11 protein-coding genes are annotated in these 16715 nt (G+C 68.8%); 7 read left to right on the top strand and 4 right to left on the bottom strand.

The features are described 5' to 3' along the window. The first annotated feature begins 4 nt into the window (after positions 1 to 4). From ACQY9P_RS04695 to ACQY9P_RS04665, 7 genes are all read left to right on the top strand, one after another. Positions 5 to 790: an ABC transporter ATP-binding protein gene (locus ACQY9P_RS04695; RefSeq protein WP_421736424.1), complete on the top strand. Its 786-nt coding sequence runs from the start codon at positions 5 to 7 to the stop codon at positions 788 to 790. Positions 791 to 1022: 232 nt separating this feature from the next. Further along, a complete protein-coding gene (locus ACQY9P_RS04690; protein WP_421736425.1) occupies positions 1023 to 2243 on the top strand; it encodes a nitrate/nitrite transporter in 1221 nt (406 codons plus the stop codon). Between the two features lie 24 nt (positions 2244 to 2267). Next, the gene (gene nirB / locus ACQY9P_RS04685; RefSeq protein WP_421736426.1) at positions 2268 to 4733 is read left to right on the top strand and encodes a nitrite reductase large subunit NirB; all 2466 of its coding nucleotides are present in this window, start codon (positions 2268 to 2270) and stop codon (positions 4731 to 4733) included. Beyond that, complete coding sequence (nirD, locus tag ACQY9P_RS04680; RefSeq protein WP_421736427.1) at positions 4730 to 5083, top strand: nitrite reductase small subunit NirD; 354 nt, start codon at positions 4730 to 4732, stop codon at positions 5081 to 5083. The genes nirB and nirD overlap by 4 nt, the downstream gene beginning before the upstream one ends. After that, on the top strand, positions 5076 to 7769 hold the full coding sequence (locus tag ACQY9P_RS04675; protein WP_421736428.1) for a molybdopterin-dependent oxidoreductase: 2694 nt from the start codon (positions 5076 to 5078) through the stop codon (positions 7767 to 7769). Before nirD ends, ACQY9P_RS04675 begins: the two co-directional genes overlap by 8 nt. Next, positions 7759 to 8529: a uroporphyrinogen-III C-methyltransferase gene (gene cobA, locus ACQY9P_RS04670; RefSeq protein WP_421736429.1), complete on the top strand. Its 771-nt coding sequence runs from the start codon at positions 7759 to 7761 to the stop codon at positions 8527 to 8529. Before ACQY9P_RS04675 ends, cobA begins: the two co-directional genes overlap by 11 nt. Positions 8530 to 8666: 137 nt before the next feature. Beyond that, complete coding sequence (locus ACQY9P_RS04665; protein WP_421736430.1) at positions 8667 to 9689, top strand: IS110 family transposase; 1023 nt, start codon at positions 8667 to 8669, stop codon at positions 9687 to 9689. Positions 9690 to 10046: 357 nt separating this feature from the next. Here the strand turns inward: ACQY9P_RS04665 and ACQY9P_RS04660 are convergent, their stop codons facing one another. Genes ACQY9P_RS04660 through ACQY9P_RS04645 form a run of 4 tightly spaced genes read right to left on the bottom strand, consistent with a single transcriptional unit; the run spans position 10047 to position 16700 of the window. Continuing rightward, positions 10047 to 11852: a PHA/PHB synthase family protein gene (locus ACQY9P_RS04660; RefSeq protein WP_421736431.1), complete on the bottom strand. Its 1806-nt coding sequence runs from the start codon at positions 11850 to 11852 to the stop codon at positions 10047 to 10049. 47 nt (positions 11853 to 11899) lie between these two features. Then, positions 11900 to 13021 (bottom strand): ABC transporter permease, encoded by a 1122-nt coding sequence (locus ACQY9P_RS04655; RefSeq protein WP_421736432.1) that lies wholly within the window; start codon positions 13019 to 13021, stop codon positions 11900 to 11902. Between the two features lie 3 nt (positions 13022 to 13024). Continuing rightward, positions 13025 to 15727 carry a ribosome-associated ATPase/putative transporter RbbA gene (gene rbbA, locus ACQY9P_RS04650; RefSeq protein WP_421736433.1) on the bottom strand — a complete coding sequence of 901 codons (2703 nt, stop codon included), beginning with the start codon at positions 15725 to 15727 and terminating at the stop codon, positions 13025 to 13027. After that, positions 15717 to 16700, bottom strand: coding sequence for an HlyD family secretion protein (locus tag ACQY9P_RS04645; protein WP_421736434.1), 984 nt, complete (start codon positions 16698 to 16700; stop codon positions 15717 to 15719). The genes rbbA and ACQY9P_RS04645 overlap by 11 nt, the downstream gene beginning before the upstream one ends. Positions 16701 to 16715 lie beyond the last annotated feature (15 nt).

The following is a 16715-nucleotide window of genomic DNA, read 5'->3' as shown; positions in this document are numbered from 1 at the left end:
TCCCATGGCAAAAGCCTATCTCTCCATCGAAGGCGTCGGCGTGACCTTCTCGAAAGGCGCCGCGCGGTCCGAGGTGCTGACCGGCATCGACCTGAAAGTTGATAAGGGCGAGTTCGTCTCGATCATCGGCCATTCGGGCTGTGGGAAATCGACCCTGCTCAACGTGGTCGCCGGTCTCGTGCCGGTGACGACCGGCGCGGTGATCCTCGACAAGCAGGAGGTCAATGCGCCGGGCCCCGAACGGGCCGTGGTGTTCCAGAACCACTCGCTGCTGCCGTGGCTGTCGGTGCGCGAGAATGTCAGCCTGGCGGTCGACAAGGTGTTCGGCAGGACCAAGACCGCCGCCGAGCGCCGCGACTGGACGCTGCACAATCTGGAGCTGGTCAAGATGACCCACGCCCTGGACAAGCGGCCCGCCGAAATCTCCGGCGGCATGAAGCAGCGGGTCGGCATAGCTCGGGCCCTGGCCATGGAGCCCAAGGTGCTGTTGCTGGACGAGCCGTTCGGAGCCTTGGACGCCCTGACCCGCGCCCATCTGCAGGACAGCGTCATGGAGATCCATGCGGCCCTCCAGAACACCGTGCTGATGGTCACCCACGATGTCGACGAGGCGGCCCTGCTGTCAGATCGCATCGTGATGATGACCAACGGACCGCGCGCCAGTATCGGCCAGGTCCTGGATGTGGCTCTGCCGCGGCCACGCGATCGCCTGGCCGTCGCCGAGAACCCGACCTACATCCACGCCCGCGCGGCGGTGATCGAATTCCTGTACGCGCGGCGGGCAGCCTAGGGCGCCCATAAATTGGGCGGCAGCTTCGCTTATTTGATGAGCAATCGAGCGCTGTCCAATGCGCGGTTGCCTGAGGGATCAAGACAGGGTGACACCCGCCACGTCTTGATCCCCTTCTAGACGCAAGCCTTCGGACAACGGCGTTCGTGGCTGCAAGAGAAGACCGCTCGGATGCGGTCACCCGTCGGGCTCAGTTGCCCCTCTCGCAGACACGCAAGACCGAGGCACTCTCATGAATCTCCGCGATTTCGCCAAGGCCGGCCACTCGCCGACGCTTTTCGCCGCCTTCCTCTATTTCGACCTCAGCTTCATGGTTTGGGTGATCCTGGGCCCGCTGGGCGTGGCGATCGCCAAGGACTTCCATCTGGATCCTGCGCAGAAGGGCCTGATGGTCGCCGTGCCGGTGCTGGCCGGCGCGCTCCTCAGGTTGGTCAATGGCGTGCTCGTGGACCGTATCGGACCCAAGAAGACCGGCATGATCAACCAGATGATCGTGCTGACCGGCTTGGTCCTGGCCTGGGCCGTCGGCATTCACAGCTATCATCAGGTTCTGGCTCTGGGCCTGGTGCTGGGCGTGGCGGGCGCCTCGTTCGCCGTCGCCCTGCCGCTGGCTTCGCGCTGGTATCCGCAAGAATATCAGGGCTTGGCGCTCGGCATCGCCGGGGCGGGAAATTCCGGCACCGCCCTGGCCGCGTTGTTCGCGCCGTTGCTGGCCAAGCACTTTGGCTGGCAGAACGTCATCGGCCTGGCTGCGCTGCCGCTGGCCGTCGCCTTCCTAGTCTATATGCTACTGGCCAAGGACGCCCCTGAGCAGCCCGCGCCCAAGAATCTGTCTGAATATCTCGACGTCCTGAAGGCGCCCGACGCCTGGTGGCTGATGCTGCTCTATTCGGTGACGTTCGGCGGCTTCGTGGGTCTGGCCTCGTCCCTGACCATCTATTTCAATTCCGAATATCGCCTGGACCCGGTGATCGCCGGCTTCTTCACCGCCGGCTGCGTGTTCGCAGGCTCGTTTGTCCGGCCCGTCGGCGGGGCCCTGGCCGATCGCTTCGGCGGCGTGCGGACCCTGAGCTTCGTGTTCGTGCTGGCCGCCATCGGCCTGGCAATCGCCAGCTTCCAGATGCCCTCCGCCTGGCTGGCCTTGGCCGTGCTGATGGTCTCGATGCTGGCCCTGGGGGCCGGCAATGGCGCGGTCTTCCAGTTGGCCCCGCAGCGCTTCCGCAAGGAGATCGGCGTGATGACCGGTCTGATCGGCATGACCGGCGGCATCGGCGGCTTCTATCTGGCCTCGACCCTGGGCATGGCCAAGAAACTGACCGGCTCCTACCAGCTCGGCTTTCTCGGCTTCGCGGCCCTGGCGCTGTTCGCCCTCGTCGCGCTGCACAGCCTGAAGGCCCGCTGGCGCTCGGTCTGGCCGACCCTGCAGCCCGACGCCGCCCCGATCCGCGTCTAGTCCTCAGACTGAGCGAGCAAAGTCATGACCCATCCCCGACGGGAACGTCTGGTCGTCATCGGCAACGGCATGGCCGGTTGCCGGGCGGTCGAGGAAATCCTCAAGCGCGACCCCGATCGCTACGAGATCGCCATCTTCGGCGCCGAGCCCCGGGTGAACTACAACCGGATCATGCTGTCGCCGGTGCTGGCGGGCGAGAAGGCCTTCGCCGACATCGTGATCAATGACGAGGCCTGGTACGCCGACAACGGCATTAGCCTGCATGCGGGCCTCGCCGTCACCGGCATCGATCTGGACGGCAGGACCGTCCAAGCCGAGGGCGGGCTGCAACTGGCCTATGACAAGCTGATCCTCGCCACGGGCTCGGATCCTTTCCGCCTGCCGCTGCCGGGTTCGGACCTGAAGGGCGTCGTGACCTTCCGCGATCTCGACGATGTCGAGGCCATGGTCGCGGCCTCGGCCAGGCCGGGCGCCCGCGCCGTGGTGATCGGCGGCGGGTTGCTAGGCCTCGAAGCCGCCTACGGTCTGGCTCGCCGGGGGATGGGCGCGACGGTCGTCCACCTGATGGACGTTCTGATGGAGCGGCAACTGGACGAAAGCGCAGGCTTCCTGCTGCGCGAGGCCCTGCTGGAGCGTGGTGTTGAGACCGTGCTGGGCGCGCATTCCGAGGAGATCGTCGGTGAGGACGGCCAGGTCGCCGGCCTGAAGCTGAAAGACGGCCGCGTCCTGCCTTGCGATCTGCTGGTCATGGCGGTCGGCATCCGGCCCAACGCCACCTTGGCGCGCGAGGCGGGTCTGGCGGTCAACCGCGGCGTCGTCGTTGATGACGGCATGCGCTCTTCGGACCCCGCCGTGTTCGCCGTCGGTGAGTGCGTCGAGCACCGGGGCAATTGCTACGGCCTGGTCGCGCCGATCTGGGATATGTGCCGGGCCCTGGCCCAAAGCCTGACCGACGGCGAAGGCGGCTATGAAGGCTCGGTGCTGTCCACTCGCCTGAAGGTGTCCGGCGTCGACGTGTTTTCAGCCGGCAAGTTTTCCGGCGGCGAGGGCTGCGAGGACATCGTGTTCCGCGACGCCGGGCGCGGCGTCTACAAGCGCGTGGTCATCGAGGATGGTAAGGTGGCCGGCGCCGTGCTGTTCGGCGACGCCGCCGACGGCGGCTGGTACTTCGACCTGATGCGGGCCGGGACCGTGGTCGCCGACATCCGCGACACCCTGATCTTTGGTCAGGCCATCACTGAAGGGCTGGCCGGCCTGGACCCTAATGCGGCCGTTGCGGCCATGCCCGATACGCAGGAAATCTGCGGCTGCAACGGCGTCTGCAAGGGTTCCATCATCTCGGCCATCACCACCCAGGGCCTGAAGAGCCTGGATGAGGTGAAGGCGGTAACCAAGGCTTCGGCCTCGTGCGGGTCGTGCACCCCGCTGGTCGAGCAGGTGTTGAAACTGACCCTGGGCGACGACTTCAAGGCCCAGGTCGGCCCCAAGCCGATGTGCCAATGTACCCACCATCCGCACTCGGACGTGCGCAGGGCCATCGTCGACTACGAGCTGAAATCCATGCCGGCGGTGATGCAGGCCATGGAATGGACCACGCCCGACGGTTGCTCGTCGTGCCGTCCGGCCCTGAACTACTACCTGCTGTGCGCCTGGCCGGCCGAATATCGCGACGACAAGCAGTCGCGCTACATCAACGAGCGGGTCCACGCCAACATCCAGAAGGATGGGACCTATTCCGTCGTGCCGCGCATGTGGGGCGGCATGACCACGCCGGACGAGCTGCGGGCCATCGCCGACGTCGCCGACAAGTTCGCCATCCCGGCGGTCAAGGTCACCGGCGGTCAGCGCATCGACCTGTTGGGCGTCAAGAAGGACGACCTGCCGGCCGTCTGGGCTGACCTCAACGCCGCTGGCATGGTCAGCGGCCACGCCTATGCCAAGGGCCTGCGCACGGTGAAGACCTGCGTCGGCACCGACTGGTGCCGGTTCGGCACCCAGGACTCCACGGGCCTGGGCATCCGCCTGGAGAAGTTCCTCTGGGGGTCGTGGGCGCCGGCCAAGGTCAAGCTGGCGGTGTCGGGTTGCCCTCGCAACTGCGCCGAGGCCACCTGCAAGGACTTCGGCGTCGTCTGCGTCGACAGCGGCTTCGAGATCCACATCGGCGGCGCGGCGGGCCTGCACATCCAGGGCACCAAGGTGCTGACCCATGTCGCTTCGGAGGACGAGGCTGTCTGGGTCATCGCCGCCGCCATGCAGCTCTATCGCGAAGAGGGCTGGTACCTGGAGCGGGTCTACAAGTGGATGGCGCGGGTGGGGCTGGAGACGATCCAGGCCCAGGTTACCGATCCAGACCAGCGCAAGGCCCTCTACGACCGCTTTGTCTTCTCGCAGCGCTTTGCCCGCATCGACCCCTGGGCCGAGCGCGTGGCCGGCCGGCACAACGAGGAGTTCACCCCCATGAGCCGCCGGATGGAGTTCGCCCCCGCATGAACGCCCCCGTCAAGGAGCCGGTCTGGATCGACATAGGGGCCGTTACCGACGTTCCCCGTCGCGGCGCGCGGCGCGTGACCAGCCCGCGCGGTGATATCGCCATTTTCCGCACCGGCGACGGCGAGGTCTTCGCCCTGATGGACGCCTGTCCGCACAAGGGCGGGCCGCTCAGCCAGGGTATTGTCCATGGTCGCGCCGTGGCCTGTCCGCTGCACAACTGGTCGATCGACCTCGCCACCGGCGAGCCGATGGGCGCCGACAAGGGCAAGGGCTGTGCGCCTGTGGTGCCGCTGGAAGTCCGCGACGGCCGCCTGCTGCTGAGCTTCGCCCTGGTCGAGGCCGATGGCTGACGGCGCGGCCGCCCTGTCGGTCAAGACCGCCTGCCCCTATTGCGGCGTCGGCTGCGGCGTCGCCGCTGTCGTCACCGCCGACCGGGGCGAGAACAGGGCGGTGTCGGTGTCGGGCGACCCGACCCATCCGGCCAATCTGGGCCGCCTCTGCTCGAAAGGCACGGCGCTGGGCGCCACCGTCAGTCTCGAAGGCCGGCTTCTGGAGCCGATGATCGGCGGACGCGTCGCCAGTTGGACCGAGGCGACGGCCCTGGTCGCCAAGCGCTTTGGCGACACCATCGCCAAATACGGTCCTGACAGCGTGGCCTTCTATGTCTCGGGCCAATTGCTGACCGAGGACTATTACGTCGCCAACAAGCTGATGAAGGGCTTCATCGGCTCGGGCAATATCGACACCAACAGCCGGCTCTGCATGGCCTCGGCCGTCGCGGCCCACAAGCAGGCCTTCGGCGCCGACCTGGTGCCGGGCTGCTATGAAGACCTAGATCTAGCCGATCTGGTGGTCTTCAGCGGCCACAACGCCGCCTGGACCCATCCGGTGCTCTATCGGCGCATGGAGGCGGCCCGGGCCCGCGGCCAGAAGCACGTGGTCATCGATCCCCGCCGCACCGACACCGCCGAGGGGGCCGACCTGCACCTGGCCATCGCGCCGCAGAGCGACGTGCGCTTGTGGACCGGCCTGCTGGCCGACCTGATCCGGCGCGGCGCGATAGACCGTGACTACATCGCCGCCCATGTGAACGGCTTTGACGCGGTCGAGGCGGCCCTGGGCGAACTCGACCAGTCGCGCCAGGCGGTCGCCGCCGACTGCGGTCTGGCGCTGGTCGACCTGCTGACCTTTTTCGATCTGTTCGCCGCCCATCCCAGGACGGTCAGTCTGTTCTCGATGGGGGCAAACCAGTCGGCCCAGGGCGTGGCCAAGGGGCTGTCGATCCTCAATGTCCATCTGGCCACAGGCCGCATCGGAAAGCCCGGGGCCTGCCCGTTCTCGATCACCGGCCAGCCCAACGCCATGGGCGGGCGGGAAACCGGCGGCATGGCCAACACCCTGGCTGGCCACATGGACTTCGAGCCGGCCGACCGGGACCGCGTCGCCCGCTTCTGGGGCGCGCCCGACACTGCCCGCAAGCCGGGTCTGAAGGCCGTCGACATGTTCGAGGCGGTCCATGACGGCCGGATCAAGGCGATCTGGGTGATGGCCACCAACCCGGCCGTCTCGATGCCGGACGCCGGCCGGGTGCGCGAGGCCCTGGCCAAGTGCCCGTTCGTGGTCGTCTCCGACTGCATCGCCGACACCGACACCAGCGCCTTCGCCCATGTGAAGCTGCCGGCCCTGGCCTGGGGCGAGAAGGACGGCACGGTCACCAATTCCGAACGCCGCATCTCGCGTCAGCGGCCCTTGTTCGCCGCGCCGGGCAAGGCCCGCGCCGACTGGAAGATCATCGCCGACGTCGCCGTGGCCATGGGCCATGACGGCTTCGGCTGGGCCAGTCCAGCCAGTGTGTTCCGCGAATGGGCGCGGCTGACGGCCTACGAGAACGACGGCCGCCTGCTCGACCTTTCGGGCCTTACCAGCATCGATCCGGACGGATATGCCGGTCTGAAGCCGGTACAGTGGCCAGTCGGAGCCGATGGACAGGGCGCGCCGCGTCTGTTTGTCGACGGGCGCTTTCAGACCCCCGATGCGCGCGGGCGGATGATCCCGACCCATCCGAAGGGGCCGGCCGACGCTGTCAGCGACGCCTATCCGCTATCACTCAATACGGGACGTATCCGCGACCAGTGGCACACCATGACCCGTACGGGTCTCGCGCCCGACCTGTGCCGCCACGCGCCCGAGCCTTTTGTCGAGATGCACCCGGCCGACGCAGAGGCCGCCGGCGTCAAGGACGGGGCCCTGACCCGGGTGCTGACCGCGCGTGGTGAAGCCGTCGTCATTGCCAGGATCACTGACCGGCAACGCCCCGGCGACCTGTTCATGCCCATGCACTGGACCGCCGCCTTCGCGCCGTCAGGGCGTTCCAATGGCCTGATCGCGCCGAATATCGACCCGATCTCCGGTCAGCCAGAGTTCAAACACACCCCGGCCAGGATCCGGCCCTATCGCGAAACCTGGAAGGGCTTCTTTCTGTCGCGCGACAGTCTCAGCGCGCTCGCCGGCCAGGATCTCGTCTGGCGACGTATCCCGCAGGAGGCCTGCCAGCAGCATGAGTTCGCGGGGCGCGGCGACGAGGCCCAACGCGAGGTCGTACGCAAGGTGCTGTCCAAGGGGCTGGTCGGCGAGTTGGTGGCCTATGAGGACGCCGGTTCCGGTTCGCGGCGGGAGGCCTGGGTGCGCGACGGGCGATTGACGGCAGTGCTGTTCATGACCACGGGCGGCGCGCTGCCGTCGCGCGACTGGCTGGCCGAGCTGTTCACCGCGCCGGTGCTGGGCGCCGAGGCGCGCTCGGCCCTGCTGTTTGGCCGTCCACTCGGCGCGCCAGTCGACAAGGGCGCTTTGGTCTGCGCCTGCCTGAAGGTGGGAGCCAAGACTATCCAGGCCGCCATCGCGGCCGGCACCGTCAATCCCGACGCCGTGGGCGTGGCCACCGGGGCGGGAACCAATTGCGGCTCCTGCCGGCCAGAGATCGCCCGGATGATCGCCGCTTCCCTCAAGCTCGCAAAGGAGACCGTCGATGTCGCATGATCCAAAGGCCGGTTGCGTCCTGCTTGTCGGCGCGGGCCCAGGGCCCGTCGATCTGATGACCCTGCGCGCGGTGCGAGCGGTCGAGAGCGCCCAGGCCCTGCTGTATGATGCCCTAATCTCCGAGGAGGCCGTCGCCCTGGCGCCGCCGGGCTGCATCCGGATCGAGACCGGCAAGCGCTCCGGTCGTCCCAGCATGAGCCAGGAGGCCATCAATCGCCTGGCTTTGCGCCTGGCGCGCAAAGGCCTGCGGGTCGTACGTCTCAAGGGCGGCGATCCCTCGATCTTTGGACGGGTCGGTGAAGAGGCCGATTATCTGCGGCGCTTCGGGGTCGCGGTCGAGGTGGTGCCCGGCGTCACCGCCGCCAGCGCGGCGGCGGCGCAGTTCGGCTTTCCTCTGACTCATCGCGGCCAGGCCCGGCGGGTGATCTTCGCCACCGCGCGGGTCGAGGGCGCCGGCGCCGTCAGCGACTGGCGGCTCGGCGCCGATCCCGAAGCCACCTTGGCCATCTATATGGGCGGCGAAGCGGCCTCTTCGCTGGCGATGGCGCTTCTTCTGCAAGGCAGGGCTCCGACAACGCCGGTCGCCATCATGGAGAGCGTCGGTGGACCGAACGCTAAGCTGACCGCTGTGACCCTTGGGGAACTTGCCCAAGGCGGAGCCTCGACGTCGGGCGGCCCGCTTCTGATCGTCATCGGCGATGTTGTCTCCGCCGTCGGAGAGGCTTTGGTCCATGAGGCGCCGAAGAGGGCGTCCGCTTGAGTGGCAGGCCGATGTCCGTGTTGGCTGTGAACTGAACGTCGTGTTCCTGGGCGGTTCGAGAGTCCGCTAGTGATGCTGTGGACGGCTCTCCACCCCACCGGCAGCCTTGGCTTCCGGTTAGAGCTGGAGGAAAGGCCATGGGTCAGGTTGTCACGATCGGTTTGGACATCGCCAAGTCGGTGTTCCAGGTGCACGGCGTCGACGCGGAGGGCGCCGTCGTCATTCGGCAGAAGCTCCCGCGAGCGCGTCTGCTGTCGTTCTTCGCCAAGTTGGAGCCCTGCCTCGTCGGTATCGAGGCGTGCGGCGCATCCCATCACTGGGCGCGCGAGCTCACCAGGCTAGGCCATGAGGCTCGGCTGATGCCGCCCAGTTACGTGAAGCCCTATTTGAAGCGCCAGAAGAACGACATGGCCGACGCGGAGGCTATCTGCGAGGCGGTGACCCGCCCAACGATGCGGTTCGTGCCGGTGAAGTCGCCTGAGCAGCAGGGCGTGATGGTGCTGCATCGGACACGGCTGGTCATGACGCGCCAACGCACCCAGCTCTCCAACGCGATCCGGGGTCACATGGCCGAGTTCGGCCTGACCGCCGCGATCGGTCGAGAAGGGCTGGGCAAGTTGATCGCGGTGATCCTCGATGGCGCGGACGAACGGGTGACGCGAGAAGCGCGCGTGTGCCTCACCATGCTGGTCGATCAGCTTCGGTTGGTGAACCTGCAGATCCTCGAGAACGATCGGCTGATCCGGACCAATGCCCGCGCGACCGAAGTTGGCCGCCGATTGATGGAAATCCCTGGGGTCGGGCCGCTGCTGGCCAGCGCCATGGTCGCCGCCGTGGCCGATCCTGCAGCCTTCAAGACCGGACGCAATCTGGCGGCCTGGATCGGCCTGGTCCCTCGACAGAACTCCAGCGGCGGCAAGGAGCGGCTGGGCGGCATCACCAAGCAGGGCGATCGATACCTGCGACAGCTGCTGGTGGTCGGCGCACTGGCCGTCGTTCGCTACGCGCAACGCAACGGCACGCGTCGGCCGTGGTTGGTGCAACTGCTGGCCCGACGAACGCCGAAGGTCGCGGCGGTCGCGCTCGCCAACAAGAACGCCCGAATGATCTGGGCGATCATGACCAGCGGCGAACGCTACAGGGAGCCGCAGCCGGCTTAGAAGACAGGCTCGGCGCCACGCCGCGGCCGACGAACTTGGGAAGGGCGGACGAGATGTAATGCAACAGCCGGTCGATACCGGAAGGCGGGAAAACCCATCTGCGCCAGCGCGCCTCGAGCGCGTGCTTATGGTCGGGACCCATCTTCGCGAAAGGCATTATGGCCAGCGGTCATGCGTACCGCACTAACAGGTCGAACACATGGCCGCACCGACCAAGCCTAGCAGAACATCAGATCAACCCTTGCCAACGGGGAGCCGTCCACACATGGCGCAGTTCAGCCGCAGAAGCTGCCGAGAAGGGGGGAGAGGCCAGAGCGGAGCCCAGCGAGACTGGGCGAGCCACCGGGCGTGCGACCATCACCGCTCGCGCACATAGGATCCCGGCGCGTCGATCCGGGCAGGATAGCCCCGCTCGGGCGCGCTCAGGGGCGGCGGCGGAGCGGGCTCGCCGGACTGGCTGTCCAGCCATCGTTTCCAGTCCAGCCACCACGAGCCGTCCCTGGCCTCGGCGCGGGCCAGCCAGTCTTCCGCATCCAGCGCCGGGCCGTGGGCGGGGCGCGACAGGACCCGGTAGTGGCGGCCAGCATGGCCGGGCTCAGACACGATGCCGGCGTTGTGGCCGCCGCTGGCGAGCAGGAAGCGGATCGCCGAGTCCGAGAACAGGTGGATCTTGAAGACCGAGCGCCATGGCGCGACGTGATCGGTCTCCGCCCCGACCACGAACATCGGCGCGTTCACCGCTGACAGGGTGACCGGCCGGCCGTCGGCCAGGAAGCGCCCCTCGGCCAGGTCGTTGCCCAGGAACAGGCGGCGCAGATACTGGGAGTGCATCGCGTAGGGCATGCGCGTGCCGTCGGCGTTCCACGCCATCAGGTCGTTCAGCGGCTCGCGCTGGCCCATCAGATAGGTCGACAGCACCCGCGACCAGATCAGGTCGCTGGAGCGCAGCAGCTGGAAGGCGCCGCCCATCTGGGCGCTTTCCAGATAGCCCCGGCTCCACATCATGCTCTCCAGCAGGTTCACCTGGGCCTCGTCGATGAAGAGGCTCAGCTCGCCGGGCTCGGTGAAGTCGGTCTGGGCGGCCAGCAGGGTCAGGCTGGCCAGGCGCTCGTCGCCGTCGCGCGCCATGGCCGCGGCCGTGATCGCCAGCAGCGTCCCGCCCAGGCAATAGCCCAGGGCGTGGGTCCTGGCGGCGCCGGTGATGGCCCCGATCGCGTCGAGGGCGGCCATCGGGCCAAGCCGCCGATAGTCGTCCATGTCCATGCCCCGGTCGGCGGGGCGGGGATTTCGCCAGGAGATCGCGAAGACGGTGTAGCCCTGGTCGCGCAGCCAGGCGATCAGCGAGTTCTCCGGCGACAGGTCCAGGATGTAGTACTTCATGATCCAGGCCGGGATGATCAGCACCGGCTCGTGACGCACCGTCTCGGTGGTGGGGGCGTACTGGATCAGCTCGATCAGCTGGTTGCGCAGCACCACCTTGCCCGGGGTGGCGGCGACCGCCTCGCCCACCGGGAACGCCTGGACGCCCACCGGCGGCTCGCCGCGCATGGTGCGGCCAAGGTCCTCGAACAGGTGACGCGCCCCGTCGACCAGGCAGCGCCCGCCCGTCTCCAGGATCCGCTGCCGGAGCACGGGATTGGTCGCCACGAAATTGGTGGGGGCGAACATGTCCAGCACCTGGCGGGTGGCGAACTCGACGACCTGCTCGTGATGGGCGCTGACGCCGCCGACGCCGGTCGTGGCCGCGTGCCACCACTGCTGGTTCAGCAGGAAGGCCTGGGAGATCAGGTTGTAGGGCGCTTGCTTCCAGGCCGGGTCGCGGAACCGGCGGTCCTGGGGCAGGGGCTCGATCGCCGGCGCGGGATCCTGCTGCTCCTGGGCGCGCATGGCGAAGTCCGCCAGGCGCTGGGTCTTGCGCGCGGACTTGGCCACCAGGGTCAACTGCTTGCCGGGCGACATCGCCAGGTGGGTCCACCAGTCCGAGAACGACTGGACCAGGGTGGCCGGCGAGATGCCGCCGGTCGCCTGGGCCACCAAGGCCCCGGCGGCGCGGTCCAGGGTTTCGGCCACCCCGTCCAGGGGTTCGGGGGCTGGGTTCGGGGCGCGGGCGGGCTTTGCCGAGATCGGCTCGGGCGGACGCGGGATCGGAACGCGGTTGGGCATCGGCGGCTCGCTCGTCTGAGGGGCGGGGCTGGCGGTCATGAGCGTTTTCATCCCGCTTTCTGCATCTGGGCCCGGAAGCGGAGTAGGGCCAGGGCCAGGGCCATGGATCCCACGACCATGATCGCCGCCAGGTGCTCCCAGATTTCGGCCAGGCCGGCGCCTCGGAACAGGATGGCGCTGGACAGAGCCACGAACTGGGTGGTCGGTGAGGCTTCCATGACCATGCGCATCGGGGCAGGCATGCTCTCCATGGGAGTCACCGCCCCGGACAGCAGGTTCAGGATCACGAAGACCGGGATCGACATCAGGGCGAACTGCGGCATCGATCCGGCCGAGGTGGCCAGGAGGATGCCGATGGCCGCCGTGGCGAACAGATAGGGCGCGACGCAGGCCATGAACAGCGCCACCGAGCCGTGGATCGGCACGCCCAGCCCGGCTTGCACCACGAACTGCAACGACAGGAAGGCCGCCGCTGCCACGACCACGCCGTTGGCGATGATCTTGCCCAGCGCCACCTCCATCGGGGTGACGGGCATGACCAGCAGCCGCTCGATCGTGCCGCGCTCGCGCTCGCGCATGAAGGCCGCCCCGACCAGCAGGATCGACAGGATTGTGAGGTCCAGGGTGATCTGCATCACCGAGACGAACCAGATGGCCTGGTGGTTCGGATTGAACGCCGTGCGCGGGACCACCCGCACGGGCAGGGAGGCCTCGATCGACGGCGAACCGAGCGCGTCGGCGACCTCGGCGGCGACGATGCGGCCGACATGGCTGGCGCCCAGGCCCGCCTGGGTCATGGCCGTGGCGTCGATCAGCAGCATCAGGCCCGGCTTGCGGCCGCGCAGCAGATCGGCTTCGAAACTCGGCGGGATCTCCAGCACGAAGATCACCTGGCCCCTCTCCAGGACCGTGTCGGCGGTCTGGGCGGTCAGGGGGATCGGGGCGCGGAACAGCGGCGGCCGCAGGGCGTCGGTCAGGCGGCGCGACAGGGGAGAGTTATCGTTGTCGACCACCCCGATCGGGGCGTTGTTGACTTCGGTCTTAATGTCCTTCGAGACGGTGTAGACCGCGAAGGTGAAGGCGAACAGGATCAGCACGATCGCCGCCGGATCGCGCCATAGGCTGGCGAACTCCTTCAGGGTCAGGTTCAGGAGGTTGGTCGGGCGCACGGCTCAGGCCTCCTGCTTCTGGAGCAGGACCCGTGCGGCCGCCAGCTGGACGAAACCCAGGATCGCCAGCACGGCGATCGCCGGCGCCAGGTCGGCCAGGCTCCGCGCCTTCACGAAGGCGCCCAGGCTGACCTGCTGGAACCAGGCACCCGGGAAGATGGCGTGGATCAGCCGACCCGCGCCCTCGATCTCCGACGCCGGATAGAGAAAGCCGGAGAAGTTGACAGCGGGGATCAGGGTCAGGATGGCCGTCGCGGCCATCACCGCCGTCTGGCTGCGCAGCACCGACGACAGCAGGACGCCGAAAGCCGTGCTGGCGAAGACGTAGACCAGCCCGCCCACCAGCAGCGCGAGGTGGGAGCCGTTGATGGGCGCGCCGAACCAGCCGACCGCGCTGGCGACCAGGGCCAGGAAGGCGACCATCGCCACGACCACATAGGGTGCCTGCTTGCCGATCAGATACTCGCCCACCGTCGCCGGCGAGGTGTAGAGGTTCAGGATCGAACCCAGCTCCCGCTCTCGCACCACGCCCAAGGCCGTGGTCATGGCCGGGATCAGCGCCAGGGCGAACATGATCACCCCGGGGGTGATGGCGAACACGCTGCGGAAGCCCTGGTTGTAGCGGAAGCGCGGCTCCAGGCTCATCGGCGCGGCCCGGACTGGCGAGACGCCATACTGCTGCCGGATACGGTCGTAGGCGTAGGCCTGCATCAGGGCCAAGGCGTAGCCCTCCGCCGTCTCGCCCCGGAAGGGCGCGGCGCCGTCGACCGTCAGGCCGACCTCGGGCTGGCGTCCCGACAGCAGAGCCTTGCCGTAGCCGGGTGGAATGGCGACGGCCACCGTCACCTCGCCGGCCCGCAGGCGGCGGGTCATGTCGTCTATGCTCTCGAAGGGCGGCTTGCGCTGGAAGTAGCGCGACCCCTCGAACGCCTGGGCCAGGCCCCGGCTCTCGACGCTCTGGTCTTGGTCGAGCACGGCGAAGGTCAGGTTTTCGACGTCGAACGAGATGCCATAGGCGAAGACGAACAGTAGCAGCAGGGGCGCGAAGATCCCAAAGCCCAGCCGGACGGGATCGCGTCGCAGCTCCAGGCTCTCGCGGCTGGCGAAGGCCCAGATGCGCGCCAGCGGCCGCGAGCGCGGGCGGCCGGCCGTCGTGGTGGCGACCGGCGGCGCGGCCGCCGGGGCCTCGCCCCCCTGTGCCTCGGCGAGATAGTCGACGAAGGCTTCCTCCAGCGTCGCCGCGCCCCGCTGCGCGCGCAGGGCCTCCGGCGCGCCGACGGCCAGCACCTTGCCCGCGTCCATCAGCGAGATCCGGTCGCAGCGGGCGGCCTCGTTCATGAAGTGGGTCGACAGGAAGACGGTCACTCCGTCCTCGCGCGCCAGCCTGATGATCGTGCGCCAGAACATGTCGCGCGCGGCCGGGTCCACGCCCGAGGTCGGCTCGTCCAAGATGAGAATGTCCGGCCGGTGCAGGCAGGCGGCCGCCAGTTGCAGGCGCTGGCGCACGCCCAGCGGTAGGCTGCCCGGGTAGCTGTCGGCGTTCCCCATGAGGTCGAAGGCCCGAAGGGCCTCGTCCAGTCGCCGGTCCCGCTCGCCCGCCGGAATGCCGTAGAGCTTGGCCTGGAGGGCGAGGTTTCCCCGGACCGTCAGCTCCTCGTAGAGCGAGAAGGCCTGGGACATGTAGCCGAGCCGGGCGCGGCGGGCGATCGATGAGGCGTCGACGGGCTCGCCCAGCACCTCGGCCTCGCCTGAGCTGGCGGCCAGCAGCCCAACCAGCATCTTCATCGTCGTGGTCTTGCCGCAGCCGTTCGAGCCCAGGAACCCGAAGATCTCCCCGCGCCGGATCTCGAAGCTGACGTCCTCGACCGCGACGAAGTCGCCGAAGCGCCGGGTCAGACCCTGGGCGCGGATCGCGGGCGTTCCGTCGTCATCCTTCAGGGGCGGGGCGACGACCGGCTCTGCTGGCTTGCCCGAGACGAGCAGGGTGTAGGCGGCCTCCATGCCCCCGGCGTCGCCGATCACCTCGGCGGCTGGGCCGTCCGCGAGAATCTGGCCGTCGTCGAGGGCGACGATCCGCTCGAAGCGCTCGGCCTCCTCCATGTAGCCGGTGGCGACCAGCACCGTCATGCCCGGGCGGGCGGCGCGGAGCTGGTCGATCAGCGCCCAGAACTGGCGGCGCGACAGCGGGTCGATGCCGGTCGTCGGCTCGTCGAGGATCAGAAGGTCGGGGTCGTGGACCAGGGCGCAGCACAGCGAGAGCTTCTGCTTCATGCCGCCCGAAAGCTTGCCGGCCGGGCGGTCCAGGAAACGGGAGAGGCCGGTGGCCTCGGTCAGCCGCTGGATGCGCGCGCGCCGCTCATCGGACGGCTGGCTGTAGAGCCGGCCGTGGAAGTCGATGTTCTCCCGCACCGAAAGCGTCGGATAGAGGTTCTTGCCCAGGCCCTGGGGCATGAAGGCGATGCGCTCGAAGGTCTTGGCGCGCTGGCGTCCGCGCCGCATGTCGGCGCCGAAGACTCGCACCTCGCCCGTCTGCATCCGGCGCGCGCCAGCGATCAGTGACAGCAGGGCCGACTTGCCGACCCCGTCGGGACCGACCACGGCGGTGGTCGAGCCGGCCGGTATGGTCAGCGACACCTCGCGCAAGGCCAGGCGCTTGCCGTAGCGGTGCGTGAGCCCGCTGACCTCGACCAGCGCTTCAGCGGCCATCGTTGAGCCCCAGATCGACGGGCCAAGGGGCCTTGGCGTCGCGCCGGACATAGGCCTCGCCGGTCAGGCCTCCATGGACGCCGTCGCGGTGGGAGGCCAGCCAGTCGCGGTCGATCGCCAGCTTCACGCGGTACATCAGCTTGTCGCGCTCGGAGGCCGTCTCGACCGTGCGCGGGGTGAACTGGGCGTCGGCGGCGATGAAGGCCACGCGGGCCGGAGCGACCAGCGGGCGGGCGGCGTCCAGCTTCAGCCGCGCCTCGGCGCCGATGCGCAACTCGGCCACCTCGCGGGTCGGGATGAACACGGTCATGTAGGCGTCGAGCGGGTCGAGCAGGGTCAGTACCCGCGAGCCGGTGCCGACCATCTCCCCGGGCTCCAGCAGCCGATACTCGACCCGGCCGGCCGCCGGCGCGCGCAGGCGGGCGTCGCCGATGGCCGAGCGGACCTCGCTGAGCTGCGCCTCGGCGGCCTGGACCATGGCGGCGGCCTGGGCCTGAGCGGCCTGGGCCCCGGCCAGGGCGGCGAGGGCGGCGTCGCGCTGGGTGCGGCGACGGTCGGCGTCGGCGGGCGAGACGGCCTCATCGCCCACCAGTTGATCGGCGCGCCGGGTCTCGACCTGGGCCAGGGCGACGGCGGCGCGGCGAGCGCGCACCTCGGCGGCCGCGCGGGCCTCAGCCTCGCGCGCCGCGGCGGCGTTGGCGATGGCGGCCTGCGACCTGGCGTCTAACTGCTCGGTTTCCTGGGTCGCCACCACGGCGCCGGCCTCCACCAGGTCGCCTTCGCGCGGCGTGACCGTCAGCAGCCGGCCGGCCATCTTGGCCGAGACGACGAAGCGCTGCAGCTCCACCCGCCCGTTAGCGTAGACGAAGCCTTCGGGCGGACCGGGTTCACGCGTGGCGCGCCAGACCCAATAGCCGCCGGCGGCGCCCAGGATGACGAGGACGAGGAGGAAAGCTGGAAGCCGCTTCGTCATGTTTGCCTTGGCCGC

This window comes from Caulobacter sp., from assembly GCF_965279145.1.
Lineage (GTDB): Bacteria > Pseudomonadota > Alphaproteobacteria > Caulobacterales > Caulobacteraceae > Caulobacter.
Note: the sequence above shows the minus strand (reverse complement) of the source record. Positions and strands in the feature narration are given on the sequence as shown.